15 protein-coding genes are annotated in these 17,061 nt (G+C 59.9%); 6 read left to right on the top strand and 9 right to left on the bottom strand.

What is annotated here, in order from left to right:
• Positions 1–7: 7 nt before the first annotated feature.
• The 4 genes from N1689_RS02110 to hutI all read right to left on the bottom strand — a co-directional run bounded on the left by N1689_RS02110 (position 8) and on the right by hutI (position 3,902).
• Positions 8–727 (bottom strand): ABC transporter permease, encoded by a 720-nt coding sequence (locus tag N1689_RS02110; protein WP_253421413.1) that lies wholly within the window; start codon positions 725–727, stop codon positions 8–10.
• 12 nt (positions 728–739) lie between these two features.
• Positions 740–1,588 carry a transporter substrate-binding domain-containing protein gene (locus N1689_RS02105; protein ID WP_260057736.1) on the bottom strand — a complete coding sequence of 283 codons (849 nt, stop codon included), beginning with the start codon at positions 1,586–1,588 and terminating at the stop codon, positions 740–742.
• Positions 1,589–1,896: 308 nt separating this feature from the next.
• Positions 1,897–2,688 carry an N-formylglutamate deformylase gene (gene hutG, locus N1689_RS02100; RefSeq protein ID WP_161736923.1) on the bottom strand — a complete coding sequence of 264 codons (792 nt, stop codon included), beginning with the start codon at positions 2,686–2,688 and terminating at the stop codon, positions 1,897–1,899.
• Positions 2,685–3,902, bottom strand: coding sequence for an imidazolonepropionase (gene hutI, locus N1689_RS02095; RefSeq protein WP_222924295.1), 1,218 nt, complete (start codon positions 3,900–3,902; stop codon positions 2,685–2,687). The genes hutG and hutI overlap by 4 nt, the downstream gene beginning before the upstream one ends.
• An 81-nt stretch (positions 3,903–3,983) precedes the next feature.
• On the opposite strand from hutI, the gene N1689_RS02090 reads away from it, so the two are divergent.
• Together N1689_RS02090 and N1689_RS02085 are read left to right on the top strand one after the other, a co-directional pair.
• Positions 3,984–5,339 carry a formimidoylglutamate deiminase gene (locus N1689_RS02090; protein WP_260057735.1) on the top strand — a complete coding sequence of 452 codons (1,356 nt, stop codon included), beginning with the start codon at positions 3,984–3,986 and terminating at the stop codon, positions 5,337–5,339.
• Positions 5,336–5,899, top strand: a complete 564-nt coding sequence (locus N1689_RS02085; protein ID WP_260057826.1) for a HutD family protein — start codon at positions 5,336–5,338, stop codon at positions 5,897–5,899. The genes N1689_RS02090 and N1689_RS02085 overlap by 4 nt, the downstream gene beginning before the upstream one ends.
• 171 nt (positions 5,900–6,070) lie before the next feature.
• Here the strand turns inward: N1689_RS02085 and hutC are convergent, their stop codons facing one another.
• Complete coding sequence (gene hutC / locus N1689_RS02080) at positions 6,071–6,826, bottom strand: histidine utilization repressor (RefSeq protein WP_013357236.1); 756 nt, start codon at positions 6,824–6,826, stop codon at positions 6,071–6,073.
• Positions 6,827–7,152: 326 nt separating this feature from the next.
• On the opposite strand from hutC, the gene hutH reads away from it, so the two are divergent.
• From hutH to N1689_RS02065, 3 genes are all read left to right on the top strand, one after another.
• On the top strand, positions 7,153–8,703 hold the full coding sequence (gene hutH / locus N1689_RS02075; protein WP_260057734.1) for a histidine ammonia-lyase: 1,551 nt from the start codon (positions 7,153–7,155) through the stop codon (positions 8,701–8,703).
• Between the two features lie 15 nt (positions 8,704–8,718).
• Positions 8,719–10,404, top strand: a complete 1,686-nt coding sequence (hutU, locus tag N1689_RS02070; RefSeq protein ID WP_013357234.1) for a urocanate hydratase — start codon at positions 8,719–8,721, stop codon at positions 10,402–10,404.
• Between the two features lie 201 nt (positions 10,405–10,605).
• Entirely contained in the window at positions 10,606–11,763 is a 1,158-nt protein-coding gene (locus N1689_RS02065; RefSeq protein WP_260057733.1) for a M20 aminoacylase family protein, read from the top strand.
• Position 11,764: 1 nt separating this feature from the next.
• Here the strand turns inward: N1689_RS02065 and ybiB are convergent, their stop codons facing one another.
• From ybiB to N1689_RS02045, 4 genes are all read right to left on the bottom strand, one after another.
• Positions 11,765–12,730, bottom strand: coding sequence for a DNA-binding protein YbiB (gene ybiB / locus N1689_RS02060; RefSeq protein ID WP_161736592.1), 966 nt, complete (start codon positions 12,728–12,730; stop codon positions 11,765–11,767).
• Between the two features lie 26 nt (positions 12,731–12,756).
• The gene (gene dinG, locus N1689_RS02055; protein ID WP_161736593.1) at positions 12,757–14,925 is read right to left on the bottom strand and encodes an ATP-dependent DNA helicase DinG; all 2,169 of its coding nucleotides are present in this window, start codon (positions 14,923–14,925) and stop codon (positions 12,757–12,759) included.
• A gap of 122 nt (positions 14,926–15,047) precedes the next feature.
• A complete protein-coding gene (locus N1689_RS02050; protein WP_260057732.1) occupies positions 15,048–15,566 on the bottom strand; it encodes a GNAT family N-acetyltransferase in 519 nt (172 codons plus the stop codon).
• Positions 15,563–16,126 carry an XRE family transcriptional regulator gene (locus N1689_RS02045; protein WP_161736595.1) on the bottom strand — a complete coding sequence of 188 codons (564 nt, stop codon included), beginning with the start codon at positions 16,124–16,126 and terminating at the stop codon, positions 15,563–15,565. The genes N1689_RS02050 and N1689_RS02045 overlap by 4 nt, the downstream gene beginning before the upstream one ends.
• Before the next feature lie 149 nt (positions 16,127–16,275).
• On the opposite strand from N1689_RS02045, the gene N1689_RS02040 reads away from it, so the two are divergent.
• On the top strand, positions 16,276–17,010 hold the full coding sequence (locus N1689_RS02040) for a MerR family transcriptional regulator (protein WP_161736596.1): 735 nt from the start codon (positions 16,276–16,278) through the stop codon (positions 17,008–17,010).
• Positions 17,011–17,061 lie beyond the last annotated feature (51 nt).

The following is a 17,061-nucleotide window of genomic DNA, read 5'->3' as shown; positions in this document are numbered from 1 at the left end:
AGTCTCCTTAGTGCTGCGCAGCGGTGCGGCTTTGCCAGGCGCGGCCAAGACGGGATTCGGCGCGCAGAAAGGCGCGGTTCGACAGCAACGTCAGCAGCAGGTAACAGGCTCCGCCCACCAGGTAAAAGGAGAAGTAGTCACGGGTCGAACCGGCCGCAATCTGGCTGGCCCGCATCAGCTCGACAATGCCGGTCACCGACACCAGCGCCGAATCTTTCAGGCTCATCTGCCAGACGTTTGACAGGCCGGGCAGCGCATAGCGCGCCACCTGCGGCAGCAGAATGCGTTGCCGGATGCGCCAGCGCGGCATGCCAATCGCGACAGCGGCTTCAATCTCCCCTTTCGCCAGGGCCAGCCGCGCGGCGCGATAGACTTCCGCCTGATAAGAGCCGGAGATAAGCCCGATAGCCAGCGCCCCGATCAGAAATGGTGGCGCTTCGATAAAGCCGTCCGCGCCAAACAGCTGTCCGATCTGCGTGATCAACCCCGATCCGCCGAAGTAGAACAGGTAGATCACCAGCAGCTCAGGAATGCCACGAAAGATCAGGGAGTAACCTTCCCCCAGCCAGCGCACCGCCCGGTGCGGGGATAACTTCGCGGCAGCAACGCCCGATCCCACCACCGCGCCAACCAGCAGCGCGGCAAACGACAGCAGCAGCGTGGTCAGCGTGGCACTCAGAATCAACCGTCCCCAGCCGTCCGGGCCAAAACTCAGCAGGCTTATCATCCGTTACCTCTCTCAGGGTGTGACGTCAGTTTTGAACCACTTCTCGCTCAGCTTTTTGACTGTGCCATCGGCCAGCGCGGCTTTGATCGCCTGATCCAGTCGGGCTTTCAGATCGTTGTCTGCCATGCGCACGCCCAACGCCTCGCCCTCACCCCAGATTGGACCACCCAGCTGTGGACCGCTGAAGCTGAGGTTACGGTTATCCGGTCGCGCCAGCATCGACTGCGCAAAGGTCACATCATCAAACACCGCATCAATGCGTCCGGCCTGCAAATCAAGGATCGCATCGGCTGAGCTGGTGTATTCACGTACATCCGCCACATCTTTGAAGTATTTGTCGATGAACGGTGTGTAGACCGTGCCGGAGGCGATACCAATCGTTTTGCCTTTCAGCGCGGCTTTCAGGGCCGCAATGGCCGGCTCTATGGTTTTGGCATCGTCGGTAAGTTTGATGATCTTGCTGTCAGCGGGCAGCAGTGACCCTTTTACCGTGATAAAAGTGGCGGGCGTGGAGGCGTAAGGTACGGTGAAATTCACCACTTTTTTGCGATCGGGTGTAATCACAATCGCATCCATGATCACATCATATTTCCCGGCATTCAGTCCGGCGATCATGCCATCCCAGTTCTGCACCACCAGCTTGCACTGGATTGCCATGCGCTGGCAGAGATCCGCCATTAGCACCGGCTCGAAACCGCCCAGCTTGCCGCCCGGCAGGGTGAGGTTCCAGGGTTCATAACTGCCTTCAGTGGCAATAGTGATCGACTTCCACTCTTTAGCCTGGGCGCTGACGCCACAGAGCAGCAGACTGGAAACCAGCGTAGTGAGACATAAACGGCGAAGAGTCAGAGGGTGCGTCATACGGTTCTCCTGAAAGTAGCGGCCTGGTGATCGCCCTGACGATATTTAACATAAATTTCACAGGATGATATGTCATGTATATACAAGCTAACGTAGCGCAGTTCATTGCCGGCTTTATCATTTTGTGAGCCAGACGGGATTTATTCAGATGAAGCACGCGCTGCAGCACTTGTACATACAACCAAGCAAAGGTTATGCCAGCTCTGCAGAAACGAGCAATGGAGGCGGGAGCAAGGGAGCAGCCAGACAGGCTGCGCTCCCCTGCACCCGATTAGCGCAGCGATGCACCAGGGCGGCGCATCGCTGATTTATTGCGGCCTGGCCTGCGCCAGCATGGTATGGATCATCGCCTTCAACACTTTTTGTAGCTCTGCGGCACGCGCCTGCTGCCAGGCATAAGGCGGGGTTTCATCCATGTAGTTCAGCTGCGCCAGCTCCAGCTGAACCGCCTCGATCTGCTGCTGTGGCTGGCCATAAGCGCGGGTGATGTAACCGCCTTTAAAGCGTCCGTTGAGCACCCAGCTGTAGTCGTGCTGGGCGGCGCACACCGCCTCTATGGCCGCGCTCATTTCAGGCGTGCAGCTCGCGCCGTCGTTGGTGCCGATGTTGATATCGGGCAGACGCCCCTCAAACAGGCGGGGAATTTCACTGGCAATGGAGTGGGCGTCAAACAGCAGCGCATAGCCGTGCTGCGCTTTGAGCCGCGCCAGCTCCTGCTGAATCTGCTGATGGTAAGGCTGCCAGATTTGATCGATGTAGCCCTGACGCGCCGTGACATCGGGCGTTTTGCCTGGTGCAAAGGTCGGCGTGCCGTCGAACAGGGTTTCCGGGAACAGACCGGTGGTGGCGGTGGTGTAAAGCGGCTGGTTGTCGGGCGGACGATTAAGATCGACTACAAAACGGGAATAGCGGCCAATTAACACACTGGCCCCGAGGTCACGCACAAAATCATACAGCAGCGGGATATGCCAGTCGGTGTCGGGCAGGCCGCGCGCGGCCGCGCTCAATCCGGCGTCCACCTCAGGCGTCAGTTCAGTACCGGCATGGGGAATGCTGACCAGCAGCGGCAGGCTGCCCTGGGAAAAATAGAAAGGGTTCATTGCGGTTCTCCACGATAGATAACGGTACAGGGCAGTTCACCACCCAGCCAGTAAACCAGTTCTGCCGGACGAGACAGCGGCCAGTGGACGAAGTTTGCCACTTTACCCGCCTCCAGCGAGCCGTGACTCTCCGCCAGCCCCAGCGCTTTAGCTCCCCACAGCGTGACGCCCGCCAGCGCCTCCTCCGGCGTCATGCCAAACAGCGTGCAGCCCATGTTGAGCATCAGACGCAGCGACAGCGCAGGTGAGGTGCCAGGATTGGCATCGCTGGCCAGCGCCATCGGCACACCGTGGCGACGGAAGAGATCCACCGGCGGACGCTGAGTTTCGCGTAGCAGATAAAACGCACCGGGCAGCAGCACCGCCACGGTGCCATGCTGCGCCATCGCCCTGGCATCCTCTTCGGTGGCATATTCAAGATGGTCAGCTGAAAGCGCACCATAGCGGGCGGCCAGTGCGGCACCGCCCAGCGCTGAAAGCTGTTCCGCATGCAGTTTCACCGGCATATCCAGCGCCACCGCCCGGTCAAATACCCGCGCCACCTGCTCCGGGGAAAAGGCGAGATGCTCGCAGAAAGCATCTACAGCATCCGCCAGCCCCTGCGCCTGCGCCTGCGGCAGAAGACGGTCGCAGATGATATCGATCCAGCCATCCGGGTCATGCTTAAACTCCGGCGGAAAGGCATGCGCTGCCAGACAGGTGGCGTGGACATCGGCGGCCACGCTCTCTCCCAGCCGGCGAATCGCCCGTAGCATCCGCAGTTCGCTCTCTTCATCCAGACCATAGCCGGACTTAATCTCTACGGTGGTGACACCCTCTGCCAGCAGGCGATTAAGTCGCCAGCGGGCCGAAGCCACCAGTTCCTCTTCCGTCGCCGCGCGGGTGGCGCGCACGGTAGAGAGAATGCCCCCGCCCTGCGCGGCAATCTCTGCGTAGCTGACGCCATTCAGACGCTGTTCAAACTCCTGACTGCGGTCGCCGCCAAACACCAGATGGGTGTGACAATCCACCAGCCCCGGCGTCACGATACCGCCAGGCAGACGATGATGCTGATCGGCGACGAACGCGGGCATCTCCGCTTCAGGCCCGACCCACACCAGCCTGCCCGCCCGCACCACCAGTGCGCCCTGAGGTATCAGATGGTACTTTCCGTCACGCATGGTGACCAGGTCGGCCCCCGTCCACACCGCCTCTACGCGCATCTCTTCTGTCATCGCTGCCTCATGCCTCCGCCGTTTACACTGTGCTTCAAAGTATGTATATGTATATACAACCACATCCGATGAGGATCAACCATGGCGACTTTTTTTGCCCCACGCGCACTGCTGGCGGAGGGCTGGCAGCAGCAGGTCCGTATCACGGTCAATCAGGCCGGTTTTATCGACTCCCTTACCCCGGAAAGCCACGCGGATCAGGCTATCCGCCTCAACGGCGAGGTGATCCCGGCGATCGCCAACCTGCACTCGCACGCCTTCCAGCGGGCGATGGCGGGTCTGGCGGAAGTGGCAGGCGATCCACAGGACAGCTTCTGGACCTGGCGGGATCTGATGTACCGCATGGTGCAGCGTCTGACGCCAAAGCAGGTGGGTGATATTGCCGCTCTGCTCTATATCGAGATGCTGAAAGGCGGCTACACCCAGGTTGCAGAGTTTCATTATCTCCATCACGACCCCAGCGGCGCGCCCTATAGCGATGACACGATGCTGCAACAGCTGATTGAAGCAGCAGAGATCGCCGGTATCGGCCAGACCCTGCTGCCGGTGCTCTACAGCTACAGCGGCTTTGGCAGTCAGCCCGCGGCGGCGGGTCAGAAGCGTTTTATTCAGCAGACCGAACACTACCTGCAACAGCAGGCGCGGCTGGATGCGTGGCAGCAGCAGCGGCCCCTGCTGAACCGTGGTCTCTGTTTCCATTCGCTGCGGGCAGTAAGCGAAAGCCAGATGCACGAGGTGCTGGCGGCCAGCGATCTGGCGCTGCCGGTGCATATTCATGTGGCTGAACAGCAGAAAGAGGTCAATGATTCGCTGGCGTGGAGCGGCGAGCGCCCGGTAGCCTGGCTGCTGAACCGCTTTGCGGTAGATACGCGCTGGTGCCTGATCCACGCCACCCATCTGGATGAGAGCGAACTGTCGCGCCTCGCACAAAGCGGCGCGGTAGCGGGTCTCTGTCCGACCACCGAAGCCAACCTCGGCGACGGCATTTTCCCGGCGGTGGAGTATATCGCGCAGGGCGGACGCTGGGGCATCGGCTCCGACAGCCATGTCTCGCTGAGCGCTCAGGAAGAGCTGCGCTGGCTGGAGTATGCGCAGCGGCTGCGCGACCAGCGTCGTAACCGGATTACCCTGCCCGGCCAGCCGTCGGTGGGCGACCTGCTATGGCAACAGGCGGCAGCGGGTGGCGCTCAGGCGTGCGGCATTCAGCAGGGCACGCTGGCGGTGGGACAACGCGCCGACTGGCTGGTGCTGCGGGATGAGGCGTGGCTTGGCAGCGTGGATTCACATGCGGTGCTGAACCGCTGGCTGTTTGCCGGACAGCGCGATCAGATTCGTGACGTTTACGTGGCCGGTAAAGCCGTGATTGAAGATGGGGTACATCCGCAGCAGGCTGCATGTGCCGCACGCTTTGCTCAGGCGATGGCGGCGCTGCGATGATCACCCTGTTCGCTTACGAGGAGCTGGCGGTCAGCCGCTGGCGCAATGGTGGCGGCGAAACCCGCGAGATCATCAGCTTCCCGCCCGGCGCAGATCGCTTCGGCTGGCGCGCCAGTATTGCGACCCTGGCACAGGATGGTCCCTTCTCTGCTTTTCCGGAGATCGATCGGGTGATTACCCTGCTGCATGGCGATCCGGTGTTATTAACCGCGCCTGACGTGCAGCATCTGCTGACGCCGCAAAAGCCCTGGGCATTTGCCGGAGAACTCGCCTTAACGGCGCAACTGCAGGGCAGCGTCAGCGAAGATTTTAATATCATGACGCGGCGCGGTGAATGGCAGGCCACGGTTGAAGTGGTTGCCGCGCCGGTCAGTAGTCTGCATGGCGTCGCCTGGGTATTGGCAGGTGCATGGCAGACCGCGGACGGAGAAAGGCTGAGTGCGCAACAGGGCGCGTGGTGGGTCGATGTAGAAACAGTACTCAGCCCGTGCGAGCCGGATGCGCGGCTGCTGTTTACCCGACTTAGCGCCTATCCCGGCACGCGTAATGGTTGCAGGTAGTCTGGACACGGACAGCGCGGAACAAGCAGGCGTACACGTAGTACGTGAGGATGACTCGCTGCGCTCGCCTCTTCAGGGCCGCACTTCAGGGCGTTCAGGTTGCTAAAGCAGCCTGTGTGAGCACTGCCCAGGTGCAGACTGACAAATAAAATAGCCTGATGGGCTCGGCTCTTAACCGTGTCCTCTGAAGCGGCCCAGTAGTTTGTAACGTGAGCCGGGATAGAGCAGTCGCGCATAGGTGACGATTTTCGTGTCGCTCCAGGTCTGACGGCGAATCAGCAGGCAGGGTTCATGTTCATCCAGCGACAAATGTTTACGCTGACGCGCATCGGGGAGCACCGCTTCAACAATGTGCTCACCTGCCGTCAGCGGCGCGACCCGCATCAGATAGGTATAGGGCGTCATCTGCTGATAATCCTGCGTCAGGTAGTCGGGCGCGACCAGCGGATTGACCAGACGGTCCTCAAGCTGCACCGGCAGATCATTTTCGTAATGCACAATCAGCGAATGGTAAAGCGTCTGTCCTGTGGTGAGCCCCAGCACGGCTGCCTGCTCAGGATCGGCTTTGTCCTGGCCGATGGCGAGAATTTTACAGCTATGCTGATGGCCGCGCTGAGCGATCTCATCAGCGATGTTATGCACCTCCAGCATAGCGGTGTAACCTTTCATCTCCGCCACGAAGGTGCCGACGCCCTGCATCCGCACCAGAAAACCTTCGCTGGTCAGTTCGCGCAGCGCCCGATTAATGGTCATGCGGCTGACGCCCAGTTCATTCACCAGTTCACTTTCTGAAGGCACACGCTGATTCGCTTTCCACAGCCCTTCACGGATCTGGCTGACGATGGCCTGCTTCACCCGCTGATAAATCGGGGCGGGCTCATCGCTCATTGCCGCCGCCAGTTGTGCCAGTGCCGTATGCTCGACCATTTGCTGTTCCTTATGCTGAAAGTCCCTTAAGTTTACTGTCTCACTGCGTGAATGTATATACATCCAGTAGCGCGCGCCGTGCCCCACTGGTGCAGTCTGTGCATCCTGATGGTGCACTCTCTCAGTCGCGTTTAACCCGCGACCCGCGCCGGGCGGACATTCAATTTTTGTGATCGGTCTGGCACGGCACTTGCTTAGTATGCTTGATTGTATAGACAAGCATAGACAAGAATTAACGCTTATGTTTCACTCGCATTATTCCGCTGGTTCAGGGCAAGGAAAGCAGCTTAGCCACGCCAGCACACTTGTATAGACAGGAGTAGACTATGTCAGGTTCGTTTCAGGCATTGCGCCTGGTGCCCGGCGAGGTGGACCTCGCCACATTACGCGCTATCTATCAGGGTAACGTCACGCTGAGTCTTGACGACAGTGCGCGTCAGGCGATTGCGGCGGCGCAGCAGACCGTGGAGACGATTGTCGCCTCCGGCAACGTGGTGTATGGCATTAATACTGGCTTTGGCAAGCTGGCGCAGACGCAAATACCGGCCAGCCGGCTGGCGGATCTGCAGCGCAATCTGGTGCTGTCACACAGCGTTGGTCTGGGCGATCTGCTGCCCGACAATGTCACCCGTCTGGTCGTCGCCACCAAAATCATCAGCCTGGCGCGCGGTCACTCTGGTGTGCGTATCGAACTGGTTGAGGCACTGCTGGCGCTGTTCAACGCCGGCGTGATGCCCTGTATTCCGGAAAAAGGCTCGGTCGGCGCCTCCGGCGATCTGGCACCGCTGGCGCACATGTCGCTGATGCTGCTGGGCGAAGGTCAGGTGCGGGTCAATGGCACGCTGATCTCGGCAACAGAGGGACTGGCAAGCGTGGGCCTGTCGCCATTTGTGCTCGGTCCGAAAGAGGGTCTGGCGCTGCTCAACGGCACCCAGGTTTCGACTGCACTGGCGCTGCGCGGCCTGTTCGAGTGTGAAAACCTGTTTGCCGCCGGTCTGATGGCGGGTGCGCTGTCGCTGGAAGCGATCAAAGGCTCGCTGAAACCGTTCGATGCCCGCATCCACAAGGCGCGCGGCCAGCAGGGCCAGATTGCGGTCGCAGCGGCCGTCAGCACCCTGATTGAAGGCAGTGAAATTCTGCAGTCGCATACCCATTGCGGCCGCGTTCAGGATCCCTACTCCATCCGCTGCGTGCCCCAGGTAATGGGTGCCTGCCTGGACAACGTCAGCCACGCGGCGCGGATTCTGGAAATCGAAGCGAACGCCGCCTCGGACAACCCGCTGGTATTCAGCGACAGCGGCGATGTGATCTCCGGCGGCAACTTCCATGCTGAGCCGGTGGCCTTTGCTGCTGACATTCTGGCGCTGGCGATTGCCGAAGTCGGCGCCATCTCTGAACGGCGACTGGCGCTGCTGCTGGACAGCGGCTTATCCGGCCTGCCCCCCTTCCTGGTGCGTGACGGCGGCGTAAACTCCGGCTTTATGATCGCTCAGGTCACCGCCGCCGCGCTGGCTTCTGAGAACAAATCGCTGGCCCATCCGGGTAGCGTCGACAGTCTGCCCACCTCTGCGAATCAGGAAGATCACGTCTCAATGGCGACCTACGCCGCGCGCCGTCTCGGCAGCATGTGCTTTAACAGCGCCGCCGTGGTGGGTATCGAGGCGATGGCTGCCGCGCAGGGTATTGAATTTAACCGGCCGCTCAAAAGCTCCTCGCTGATTGAGCAGGCCATCGACACCATCCGCGAGCAGGTCGCCTTCCTTGAAGACGATCGTCTGCTGGCGCCCGATATCGAGGCAATGCGTCAGTGGGCAAGTCGCGCTGACTGGCCTCAGGCATTGACCGCGCTGCTGCCGAGCATGCGCCCAACTTCTTGAATTAAGGAATCCTTCATGAGCGAAACTCTTTCTCAGGCTGTGGCACGTGAGATTCGTGCACCACACGGCACTACGCTGCACTGCGCCAACTGGCTGATTGAAGCGGCTTACCGCATGATTCAGAACAACCTCGACCCCGATGTCGCCGAACGTCCGGAAGATCTGGTGGTGTACGGCGGCATCGGTAAAGCGGCACGCAACTGGGAGTGCTTCGAGCAGATCCTGCGTTCGCTCCGGGCGCTGCAGCCGGATGAGACGCTGCTGATCCAGAGCGGCAAGCCGGTCGGCATCTTCCGCACACACGCGGATGCGCCGCGCGTGCTGCTGGCGAACTCCAACCTGGTGCCGCACTGGGCGACCTGGGATCACTTCCATGAGCTGGATAAAGCGGGTCTGATGATGTACGGCCAGATGACCGCCGGTTCCTGGATCTACATCGGTGCGCAGGGCATCGTGCAGGGCACCTATGAAACCTTTGTGGAAGCGGGCCGTCAGCACTACAACAACGACCTGAGCGGACGCTGGATCCTCACCGCCGGACTGGGCGGCATGGGCGGCGCACAACCGCTGGCGGGTGTACTGGCCGGAGCCTGTGTGCTGGCAATTGAGTGCCAGGAGTCACGCATCGATTTCCGTCTGCGTACCCGTTACGTGGACTACAAAGCCACCACGCTGGATGAAGCGCTGGCGTTAATCAGCGAAGCCACCGCCGCCAAAAAAGCGATTTCGGTCGGCCTGCTGGGTAATGCCGCCGAAATCCTGCCGGAGCTGGTGAAACGCGCTCAGGCGGGCGGACCAAAGCCGGACATCGTGACCGACCAGACGTCGGCGCACGACCCGATTAATGGCTATCTGCCGATTGGCTGGGATCTGGCGCGCTGGCAGCAGGAGCGCGTCTCACAGCCGAAGGCGGTAGAAAAAGCGGCGCGCGCCTCAATGGCGGTTCATGTCCAGGCGATGCTCGACTTCTGTCATATGGGCATCCCGACTGTGGATTACGGCAACAACATTCGTCAGGTCGCGCTGGATGAGGGTGTCAGCAACGCGTTTGATTTCCCTGGCTTTGTGCCAGCCTATATCCGTCCGCTGTTCTGCGAAGGCAAAGGCCCGTTCCGCTGGGTCGCGCTCTCGGGCGATCCGGAAGATATCTACAAGACCGACGCGAAACTCAAAGAGCTGTTCCCGCACCATAAAACGCTGCATCGCTGGCTGGATATGGCGCAGGAGCGCATCGCCTTCCAGGGCCTGCCTGCCCGCATCTGCTGGCTGGGACTGGGTGAACGGCATCTTGCCGGTCTGGCGTTCAACGAAATGGTCCGCAACGGCGAGCTGAAAGCGCCGGTGGTCATTGGCCGCGACCATCTCGACTGCGGCTCGGTCGCCTCTCCTAACCGTGAGACCGAAGCGATGAAAGATGGCTCAGATGCGGTATCAGACTGGCCGCTGCTCAACGCCCTGCTGAATACCGCAGGCGGCGCAACCTGGGTCAGCCTGCATCATGGCGGCGGTGTCGGCATGGGCTTCTCACAGCACTCCGGCGTGGTGATTGTCTGTGACGGCAGCAAAGAGGCCGATGCCCGTCTGGGTCGCGTATTATGGAACGACCCGGCCACCGGTGTGATGCGTCACGCCGACGCAGGGTATGAACTGGCGCAGCAGTGCGCGGCTGAACATGGCCTGAACCTGCCCATGCAGAAGTAATCCGTTGACTGGGGCGAGCAGCAGCTTGCCCCCTTTCTCGCCCGCTATTTCCTTCTTACACCCTGGCATAAACATCACTTCCTTATTACTTATTCCATTTTGATTTAGCCTATAGCCAGATTTAGTCCTGACGGCGATAGACGCCGCATCACCCGACCACTAAAGTGAAATCTTCTCATTCTGTATGGAGCGCGACTCTGCATGACCCTTTCCCCTGCCCTGCTTGAAGATGTCCTGCGCTGGCGCCGTGAGTTTCATCGCCACCCCGAATTAGGTTACCAGGAACAGCAAACCAGCCAGTTTATTGCGGAAGAGTTAGCGCGGGCGGGTTTACAGGTGTTCCGTGGCCTGGCGGGCACCGGCGTCATCGGCACACTGGAAAACGGTCCCGGCCCGGTTATCGGGCTGCGTGCAGATATGGATGCGCTGCCGATTACGGAAAAAGGTGATGCTGAGTGGCGTTCTGCGACGCCAGGCGTGATGCACGCCTGTGGCCACGACGGTCATAGCGCCATTCTGCTGGCTGCCGCCCGCCAGCTGGCCGCCACACGTCAGTTCAGCGGCACGGTGCATTTCATCTTTCAGCCTGCCGAAGAGAATCTGGGCGGGGCACGCAGAATGGTGGAAGAGGGACTGTTCCAGCGCTTTCCGATGGATGCGATCTACGCCATGCATAACTGGCCGGGACTGCCGCTCGGCTCACTGGCGGTGAACCCTGGCGCGATGATGGCGTCGCTGGATTCGTTTGAAATTACGCTGCACGGCAAAAGCTGCCACGCGGCGATGCCGGAAAGCGGTGCCGACCCGATGGTGGTAGCAGCCGAGCTGATTCTGGCGCTGCAGACCATTCCGTCTCGCCGGCTCTCGCCGCTGGCGTCAGCCGTGGTCAGCGTGACGCAGATTCACGGTGGTGAAGCGATTAACGTCATCCCGGAGCAGATTGTTTTACGCGGCACGGTGCGCTGCCTGCAGACCAGCGTGCGCGAAAAAGTGCGCGGGCTGATTGATGAGTTTGTCGCGACCCTGCCGCGTCCGTTTGGCGTGAGTGGTGAGATTGACTGGCTGCCGGGCTATCCGGTCACCGCCAACCATGTGGCACCGGCTGAGCAGGTGCGCGAGGTAGCGCTCTCAACACTGGGTGCTGAACAGGTTCACTGGCAGGTTAATCCGTCAATGGCGTCAGAAGATTTTGCCTGCATGATGGAAGCCTGTCCCGGCGCGTATTTCTGGCTGGGCGCGGACGGCGAAACGCCCTCCGCGCCGCTGCACAACGCCCGCTATGACTTCAACGACGCGCTGCTGCCAATTGGCATCCGTTTCTGGCAGGACCTGGTTGAACAGGCGCTGCCGGTAGCCTGAGTTAATACCCGGCGGCGAGGATCTGCTGCTCCGCCGCCGCCAGCGAGTCACACCGGCCGCTGGCGCGCAGGCAGCAGGCGAGCTGCAGTCGCAGTGACGCAGGCACCGGACGCTGCTGATTCAGCACCTCTTCGATCCAGCGCGCAGTGACTTCTGCCGTCTTGTCTGTCGGCAGTTCAACGGCCACTTCTGGCTGACGCTCAACCCACACTTCCGCTTCCGCGCCCGCCCCCTTAATCATACTGATCGCCGGGCAGCGCTGGGGATTCGCATAGACTTCCCCTTCAGTGCCATTGAGCAGTATCGCAGGCGCATCGATGTCGCTGAAGAATTTCGCCACACGCGGTACATACTCAGGATGCGAGACGCTGGACAACCGCAGCGCCGCCCGCTCCGCAAACGGCGTGGCCAGTTTTGCCAGCGTGTGCGCGCTGTTACGCACCCCCATCCGCCAGCGCAGCGAGAGCTGTTTCGCCATTGGCGGGCAGAGATGATCGATGGTGATAAACGCCAGGCCCTGATCGAGTTTCGCCTGCGCCGCCTCTGCGGTGGTGACGGGCGCAATGCCCAGCGCGGCAAACACCGCTTCACTGGTGATGCGTGTCGCGTCGTCGCTGACGCCGTGTACCAGCACCGGGAAGCCGACTTTCACCAGCAGCAGCGCCAGCAACGGCGTCAGATTCCCCTGGCGGCGTGCGCCGTTGTAGCTGGGGATCACCACAGGCATCGGACGATTTTCCGGCGCACGCAACTGCATCATCTGCGCCTGCATCGCCTGATAAAAGCCGCGCATTTCGGCTTCACCTTCGCCTTTAATGCGCAGCGCTATCAGAATAGCGCCCAGCTCCAGATCCGGTACTTCACCCGCCAGCATCGCGCCATAGAGCGCCACGGCAGTATCAAAGTCGATATCGCGGGCATGATTTTTACCGCGACCCACCTCTTTAATGATTTTATTCAGTTCCATCACTCGCTTCCGGTTAAGTGCGCGGCTCAGCGCCGCGTGGGACGGCGTTTACGCACGGTATGCTTTGGCACCACGATGGCCGGTATCGCTGCCGGCTCTGGCGTTTCCGGCTGCTCAATCGGGAAGATCGGCAGTGCGGCTAACAAGCGGCTGCCGTAGGCTTTGCTCAGCAGACGGCGGTCGTAAATCACGATTTCGCCATAGCATTGATGGCTGCGAATCAGGCGTCCGACCTGTTGAATCAGGGTAAATGAGGCGCTGGGTAAACTCTGCACCTCAAACGGATAGCGCTTCAGGCTTTTCAGCCATTCGCCTTCGGTCAAAATTACCGGACTGTCCACCGGGGGAAAAGCGATTTTGTGGATATGCACCTGACTCAGCAGATCGCCTTTGAGATCCAGCCCCTCAGCAAACGACTGCAGGCCAATCAGAATGCTGGTGTCACCTTTGGTAACGCGCTGACGGTGCAAATCCACCAGGCGGCTGCGCGGCTGATCGCCCTGCACCAGCATCGAGAGCCGCAGGTCTGGCAGACAGGCGACAAACTGCTGCATCGCCCGGTTGCTGGCAAACAGCACCAGCACGCCTTTATGCTTTTTCTCCGCCATCTGCTGACGGAAGAAACCGGCCATCTCGGCGATGTGCTCCGCTTCGTGCGCCATCAGCGGCTCAAGTCGCATCTGCGGGATCACCAGCTTGCCCTGCTCCACATGGTTAAACGGTGAGTCGAGCGCCACAAAGCGGTCGCCCGCTTTTTCGCTAAGCCCTGACATCTCCTGCAGGCGGTTAAAACTGTTGAGCGATCGCAGCGTGGCGGAGGTGACCACCACATGCGGAATTTTGCGCCACAGCATTTTCTCCAGCTGGTCGCTGACGCGGATGCCGGCGCAGTGGAACAGCAGATGCGCCTGACCTTCGCGCAGCTCGCGGGTAATCCACTTCGATACCGGCGCGCCAGAGGCTTTTTCCATTGCCGCCAGCCGCCAGAGTTTGCTGATTGATTCGAACCAGCCAAACTGACGATTGAGCTGGAGCAGGTTGCGATGCAGCCGCACCATATCGACCTTGCCGGTCTGCTCACTCAGCGCATTAATCAGGCCTTCACTCAGTCCCCGCAGGGCATCGCTGAGTTTGAACAGCCGGGCGCAGAGATCCAGCAGCTCCTGCGGCAGCGCACCCAGCACAAAGCGGTATTCGCCCGGCTGGTTATTCGGCGGCAGCAGCGGATTCAGCGCCTGCGCGGTGATGGTCAGCAGTTCGCGCAGCTCATCACAGTGTGCTTTCAGTCGCTCAGGGTTAGCCAGCGGCGGCGGCGACTTCGGCCGCATCTGCGTCATGATGCTCTCAACCAGCTTGATAAACAGGTCAAGCTGCAGGCTGCTCCAGCCCGGCGTGATGTCGGCGCTCATCTCCAGCGCATCGCGGGCCACTTCCGGCAGGTGATGTCCTTCATCCAGTACCAGCATCAGGTTTTTAGCGGGCGGCAACACTGACTCATTCTCCATCGCCGCCATCACCAGCGCATGGTTCGCCACCACCACATCCACCTGCTCGATTTCACGCCGCGCCACAAAGAACGGACATTCACGATACCAGTGGCAATGCGAACCCAGACAGCTCGCTTTGTCGGTGGAGAGGCGCTGCCAGAGGCTGTCGCTGACGTTCTCCTCGCTGTGATCGCGCAGGCCATCCCACTGGTAGCGATCCAGTGACTTCTGTAAGCGACCACACTGCGTCTGTTCTTCTTTGGTACTACTGACGGCGTCATCATCCAGATAAAGCAGCAGATCGCCCTGCTGATCGTCATCGGCCGCCATCGCCGCCAAATTGCGCGGACAGACATAGCGCCCGCGGCCAAACGCGGCGGTAAAAGTGAGATCGGGGATGATTTTCTTCAGCAGCGGCAGATCTTTCGTGAAGATTTGATCCTGCAGCGCCACGTTGGCGGTGCTGATCACCAGCTGCTTTTCCTGAGCGCGGCTGGCTGCGATGCCCGGAATCAGATAAGAGAGGGTTTTGCCCACGCCAGTCGGTGCTTCGACCGCCAGATGGCGCGCGTCGTCACCCGCCAGGCATTTCGCTACTTCAGCGATCATCTGGCGCTGCGGCGCACGTGGAATGAAATCAGGCACCTGCTGCTGAAGCGCTTTATACCACTGCGCTATCTGGCTTTTTACTGCGGCTGTCAGGGCCATGATTTGCGTTACCACACCGAAAAAATGGCCTGTATTTTTACACAGTATCCTGGCGGCGTCAGCTTTCGCGCCGAATTTTTCGTGACCCGCCGTAAAATCAGCGGTTGTCCGACAGCGGTGTTTTACGCCAGCACTTTGTACATATAGGTGGTGGCATCCAGCACGCCTGCGATGGATTCGGCATAACAGGGAATCGACCCCGCCACCTGCCAGCCCAGCGAGCGATAGAGATCGCTGGCGACATCGCCGCTGCGCATATCCAGCACCAGCAGGGTTTTGCCCTGTGCGCGTGCCCGCTGCTCAGCGCGCTGCATCAGTTCACGGGCGATGCCCTGACGGCGCGCCTGCGGGTGCACCAGCAGTTTGCTGATCTCTGCGCGGTGGCGGCCATTAGGCATGCCGCTGCGGCTGATGATGACCGTTGCCACGATGCGCCCGCGCTGACGCGCGACCAGTAATTCGCTGTCGCCGCTGGTGATGCTGGCACTCCGCTGCTGCCAGAATCGCACCATCACCTCATCATCTTCAGCATCAATAAAACCGACGCTGGCACCGTCTGCCACGCAGCTCTGCAAAACGTCGGTCAGTTCACCCAGCAGCTGTTGCGCCTGGGCCGCGCTGAGAGTTGCGTAATCCGTCATGGTTTCGCCACCACCAGTAAGTAACGCGCGCCGTCAGTCAGGTGCGCCTCAAAAGCCGATTTTCCGACCAGATGAAACCGCAGGCAGTCGCCGGGCTGTAGCGTCCACGCCTGAGACCCCATCGTGACGGTAAGACCGCCCTCGCGCAGCCAGATATGCTGCTCCAGCCCCTGAATGGGTGGCACATCATAATCGATTCGCGCACCAGGCCGTAACCTGCCCTCCACGAGTTCACATCTAAAATGAAGTGCAGGTGGTGAAATATTCCGACGGATAAAACCGCTGGCGTCATCCTGCCACACCGGCTGCTGATCCTCTTTGACCAGCAGACTGGACTCTTCTTCCACTTCACTGAGCAGGCGCGACATCGTTAAGCCGTATGCAACACACAAACGATTAAGCAGTGCCGCCGTGGGACTGGTCTCGCTTCGCTCAATGCGCGATAATGTCGCGCGGCTGATGCCGGTAGCGACAGAAAGTTCATCAAGTGACCAGCCGCGTTGCAGGCGTAATTCTGCCAGCCGCACCGCCAGTCGTTGCTCCGTATTCAGCTCCGGCATGGTGCTCTCTCATTTTTGGGAATAATTCTCTTATTTGAGATATAGCCTGGAAAAGCCGTATCAGTCAAGTTGTACATTGAGAAATGTATTGTACAACTTAATTTGCTTCGTTATGGTAATCGTACTCAGACCAATCGAAAGAGGAATTTATGACCTTATACAGTATCGGTGACGTCGCCGAGCGCTGTGGCATAAACCCAGTCACCCTGCGCGCCTGGCAGCGTCGTTATGGCTTACTGAAGCCGCAACGTACCGAAGGCGGACATCGTCAGTTTGACGAAGAAGATGTGCAGCGCATCGAAGAGATTATGCGCTGGATTGAAAGTGGCGTGCCGGTCGGTAAAGTGAAGGCACTGCTCGAAGGTGGCGATGTTGATGCACACGATGGCTGGACCACACTGCAGGATGAACTGATTAGCGTACTGCGCCACGTCAGGCCTGCTAAACTTCGTAATAAAATTGCCGCGATTGGTCGCGAACATCCGATTGATGCGCTGATTGATCACGTTTTTATGCCAGTGCGCCAGAAGCTGAGTCTGGATCAGAACACGGCCCGCACCATGTGCAGTCTGCTTGATGGTCTGCTGATCGACTATGTTGCATTTTGTCTGACCGCCAGTCGCAAAAAATCGGGTAAAGATGCGCTGATTATTGGCTGGGGCATCGACGATCGGACCCGTATCTGGCTGGAAGGCTGGCGTCTTTCGCAGCATGGCTGGCGGATTGATGTACTGGCAGAACCCCTGGATGTTCCCCGTCCTGAACTCTTTCCCGGCATGAATATGTTTGTCTTTACCGGTAAAAAACTGACCCGTCGTCAGCAGGAGCAGCTGTCACACTGGCAGGAACAGGGCTATGCCGTGCGGTTACATGAACCTACCTGATAACAAAAACGCACGCCGGGCACTTTGCCTCCTGCCTTGCGCGCGCTATTA

Origin of the sequence: Pantoea sp. XY16, assembly GCF_025153065.1 — a bacterium.
In the GTDB taxonomy this organism is placed as follows: Bacteria; Pseudomonadota; Gammaproteobacteria; order Enterobacterales; family Enterobacteriaceae; genus Pantoea; species Pantoea alfalfae.
The sequence above is the reverse complement of the archived record's forward strand: the minus strand, read 5'-3'. Positions and strand labels throughout refer to the sequence as shown.

Coding starts and splice junctions, on each gene's coding strand:
- N1689_RS02110 (WP_253421413.1), bottom strand. CDS start 727: ATGATAAGCCTGCTGAGTTTTGGCCCGGACGGCTGGGGACGGTTGATT.
- N1689_RS02105 (WP_260057736.1), bottom strand. CDS start 1,588: ATGACGCACCCTCTGACTCTTCGCCGTTTATGTCTCACTACGCTGGTT.
- hutG (WP_161736923.1), bottom strand. CDS start 2,688: ATGAACCCTTTCTATTTTTCCCAGGGCAGCCTGCCGCTGCTGGTCAGC.
- hutI (WP_222924295.1), bottom strand. CDS start 3,902: ATGACAGAAGAGATGCGCGTAGAGGCGGTGTGGACGGGGGCCGACCTG.
- N1689_RS02090 (WP_260057735.1), top strand. CDS start 3,984: ATGGCGACTTTTTTTGCCCCACGCGCACTGCTGGCGGAGGGCTGGCAG.
- N1689_RS02085 (WP_260057826.1), top strand. CDS start 5,336: ATGATCACCCTGTTCGCTTACGAGGAGCTGGCGGTCAGCCGCTGGCGC.
- hutC (WP_013357236.1), bottom strand. CDS start 6,826: ATGGTCGAGCATACGGCACTGGCACAACTGGCGGCGGCAATGAGCGAT.
- hutH (WP_260057734.1), top strand. CDS start 7,153: ATGTCAGGTTCGTTTCAGGCATTGCGCCTGGTGCCCGGCGAGGTGGAC.
- hutU (WP_013357234.1), top strand. CDS start 8,719: ATGAGCGAAACTCTTTCTCAGGCTGTGGCACGTGAGATTCGTGCACCA.
- N1689_RS02065 (WP_260057733.1), top strand. CDS start 10,606: ATGACCCTTTCCCCTGCCCTGCTTGAAGATGTCCTGCGCTGGCGCCGT.
- ybiB (WP_161736592.1), bottom strand. CDS start 12,730: ATGGAACTGAATAAAATCATTAAAGAGGTGGGTCGCGGTAAAAATCAT.
- dinG (WP_161736593.1), bottom strand. CDS start 14,925: ATGGCCCTGACAGCCGCAGTAAAAAGCCAGATAGCGCAGTGGTATAAA.
- N1689_RS02050 (WP_260057732.1), bottom strand. CDS start 15,566: ATGACGGATTACGCAACTCTCAGCGCGGCCCAGGCGCAACAGCTGCTG.
- N1689_RS02045 (WP_161736595.1), bottom strand. CDS start 16,126: ATGCCGGAGCTGAATACGGAGCAACGACTGGCGGTGCGGCTGGCAGAA.
- N1689_RS02040 (WP_161736596.1), top strand. CDS start 16,276: ATGACCTTATACAGTATCGGTGACGTCGCCGAGCGCTGTGGCATAAAC.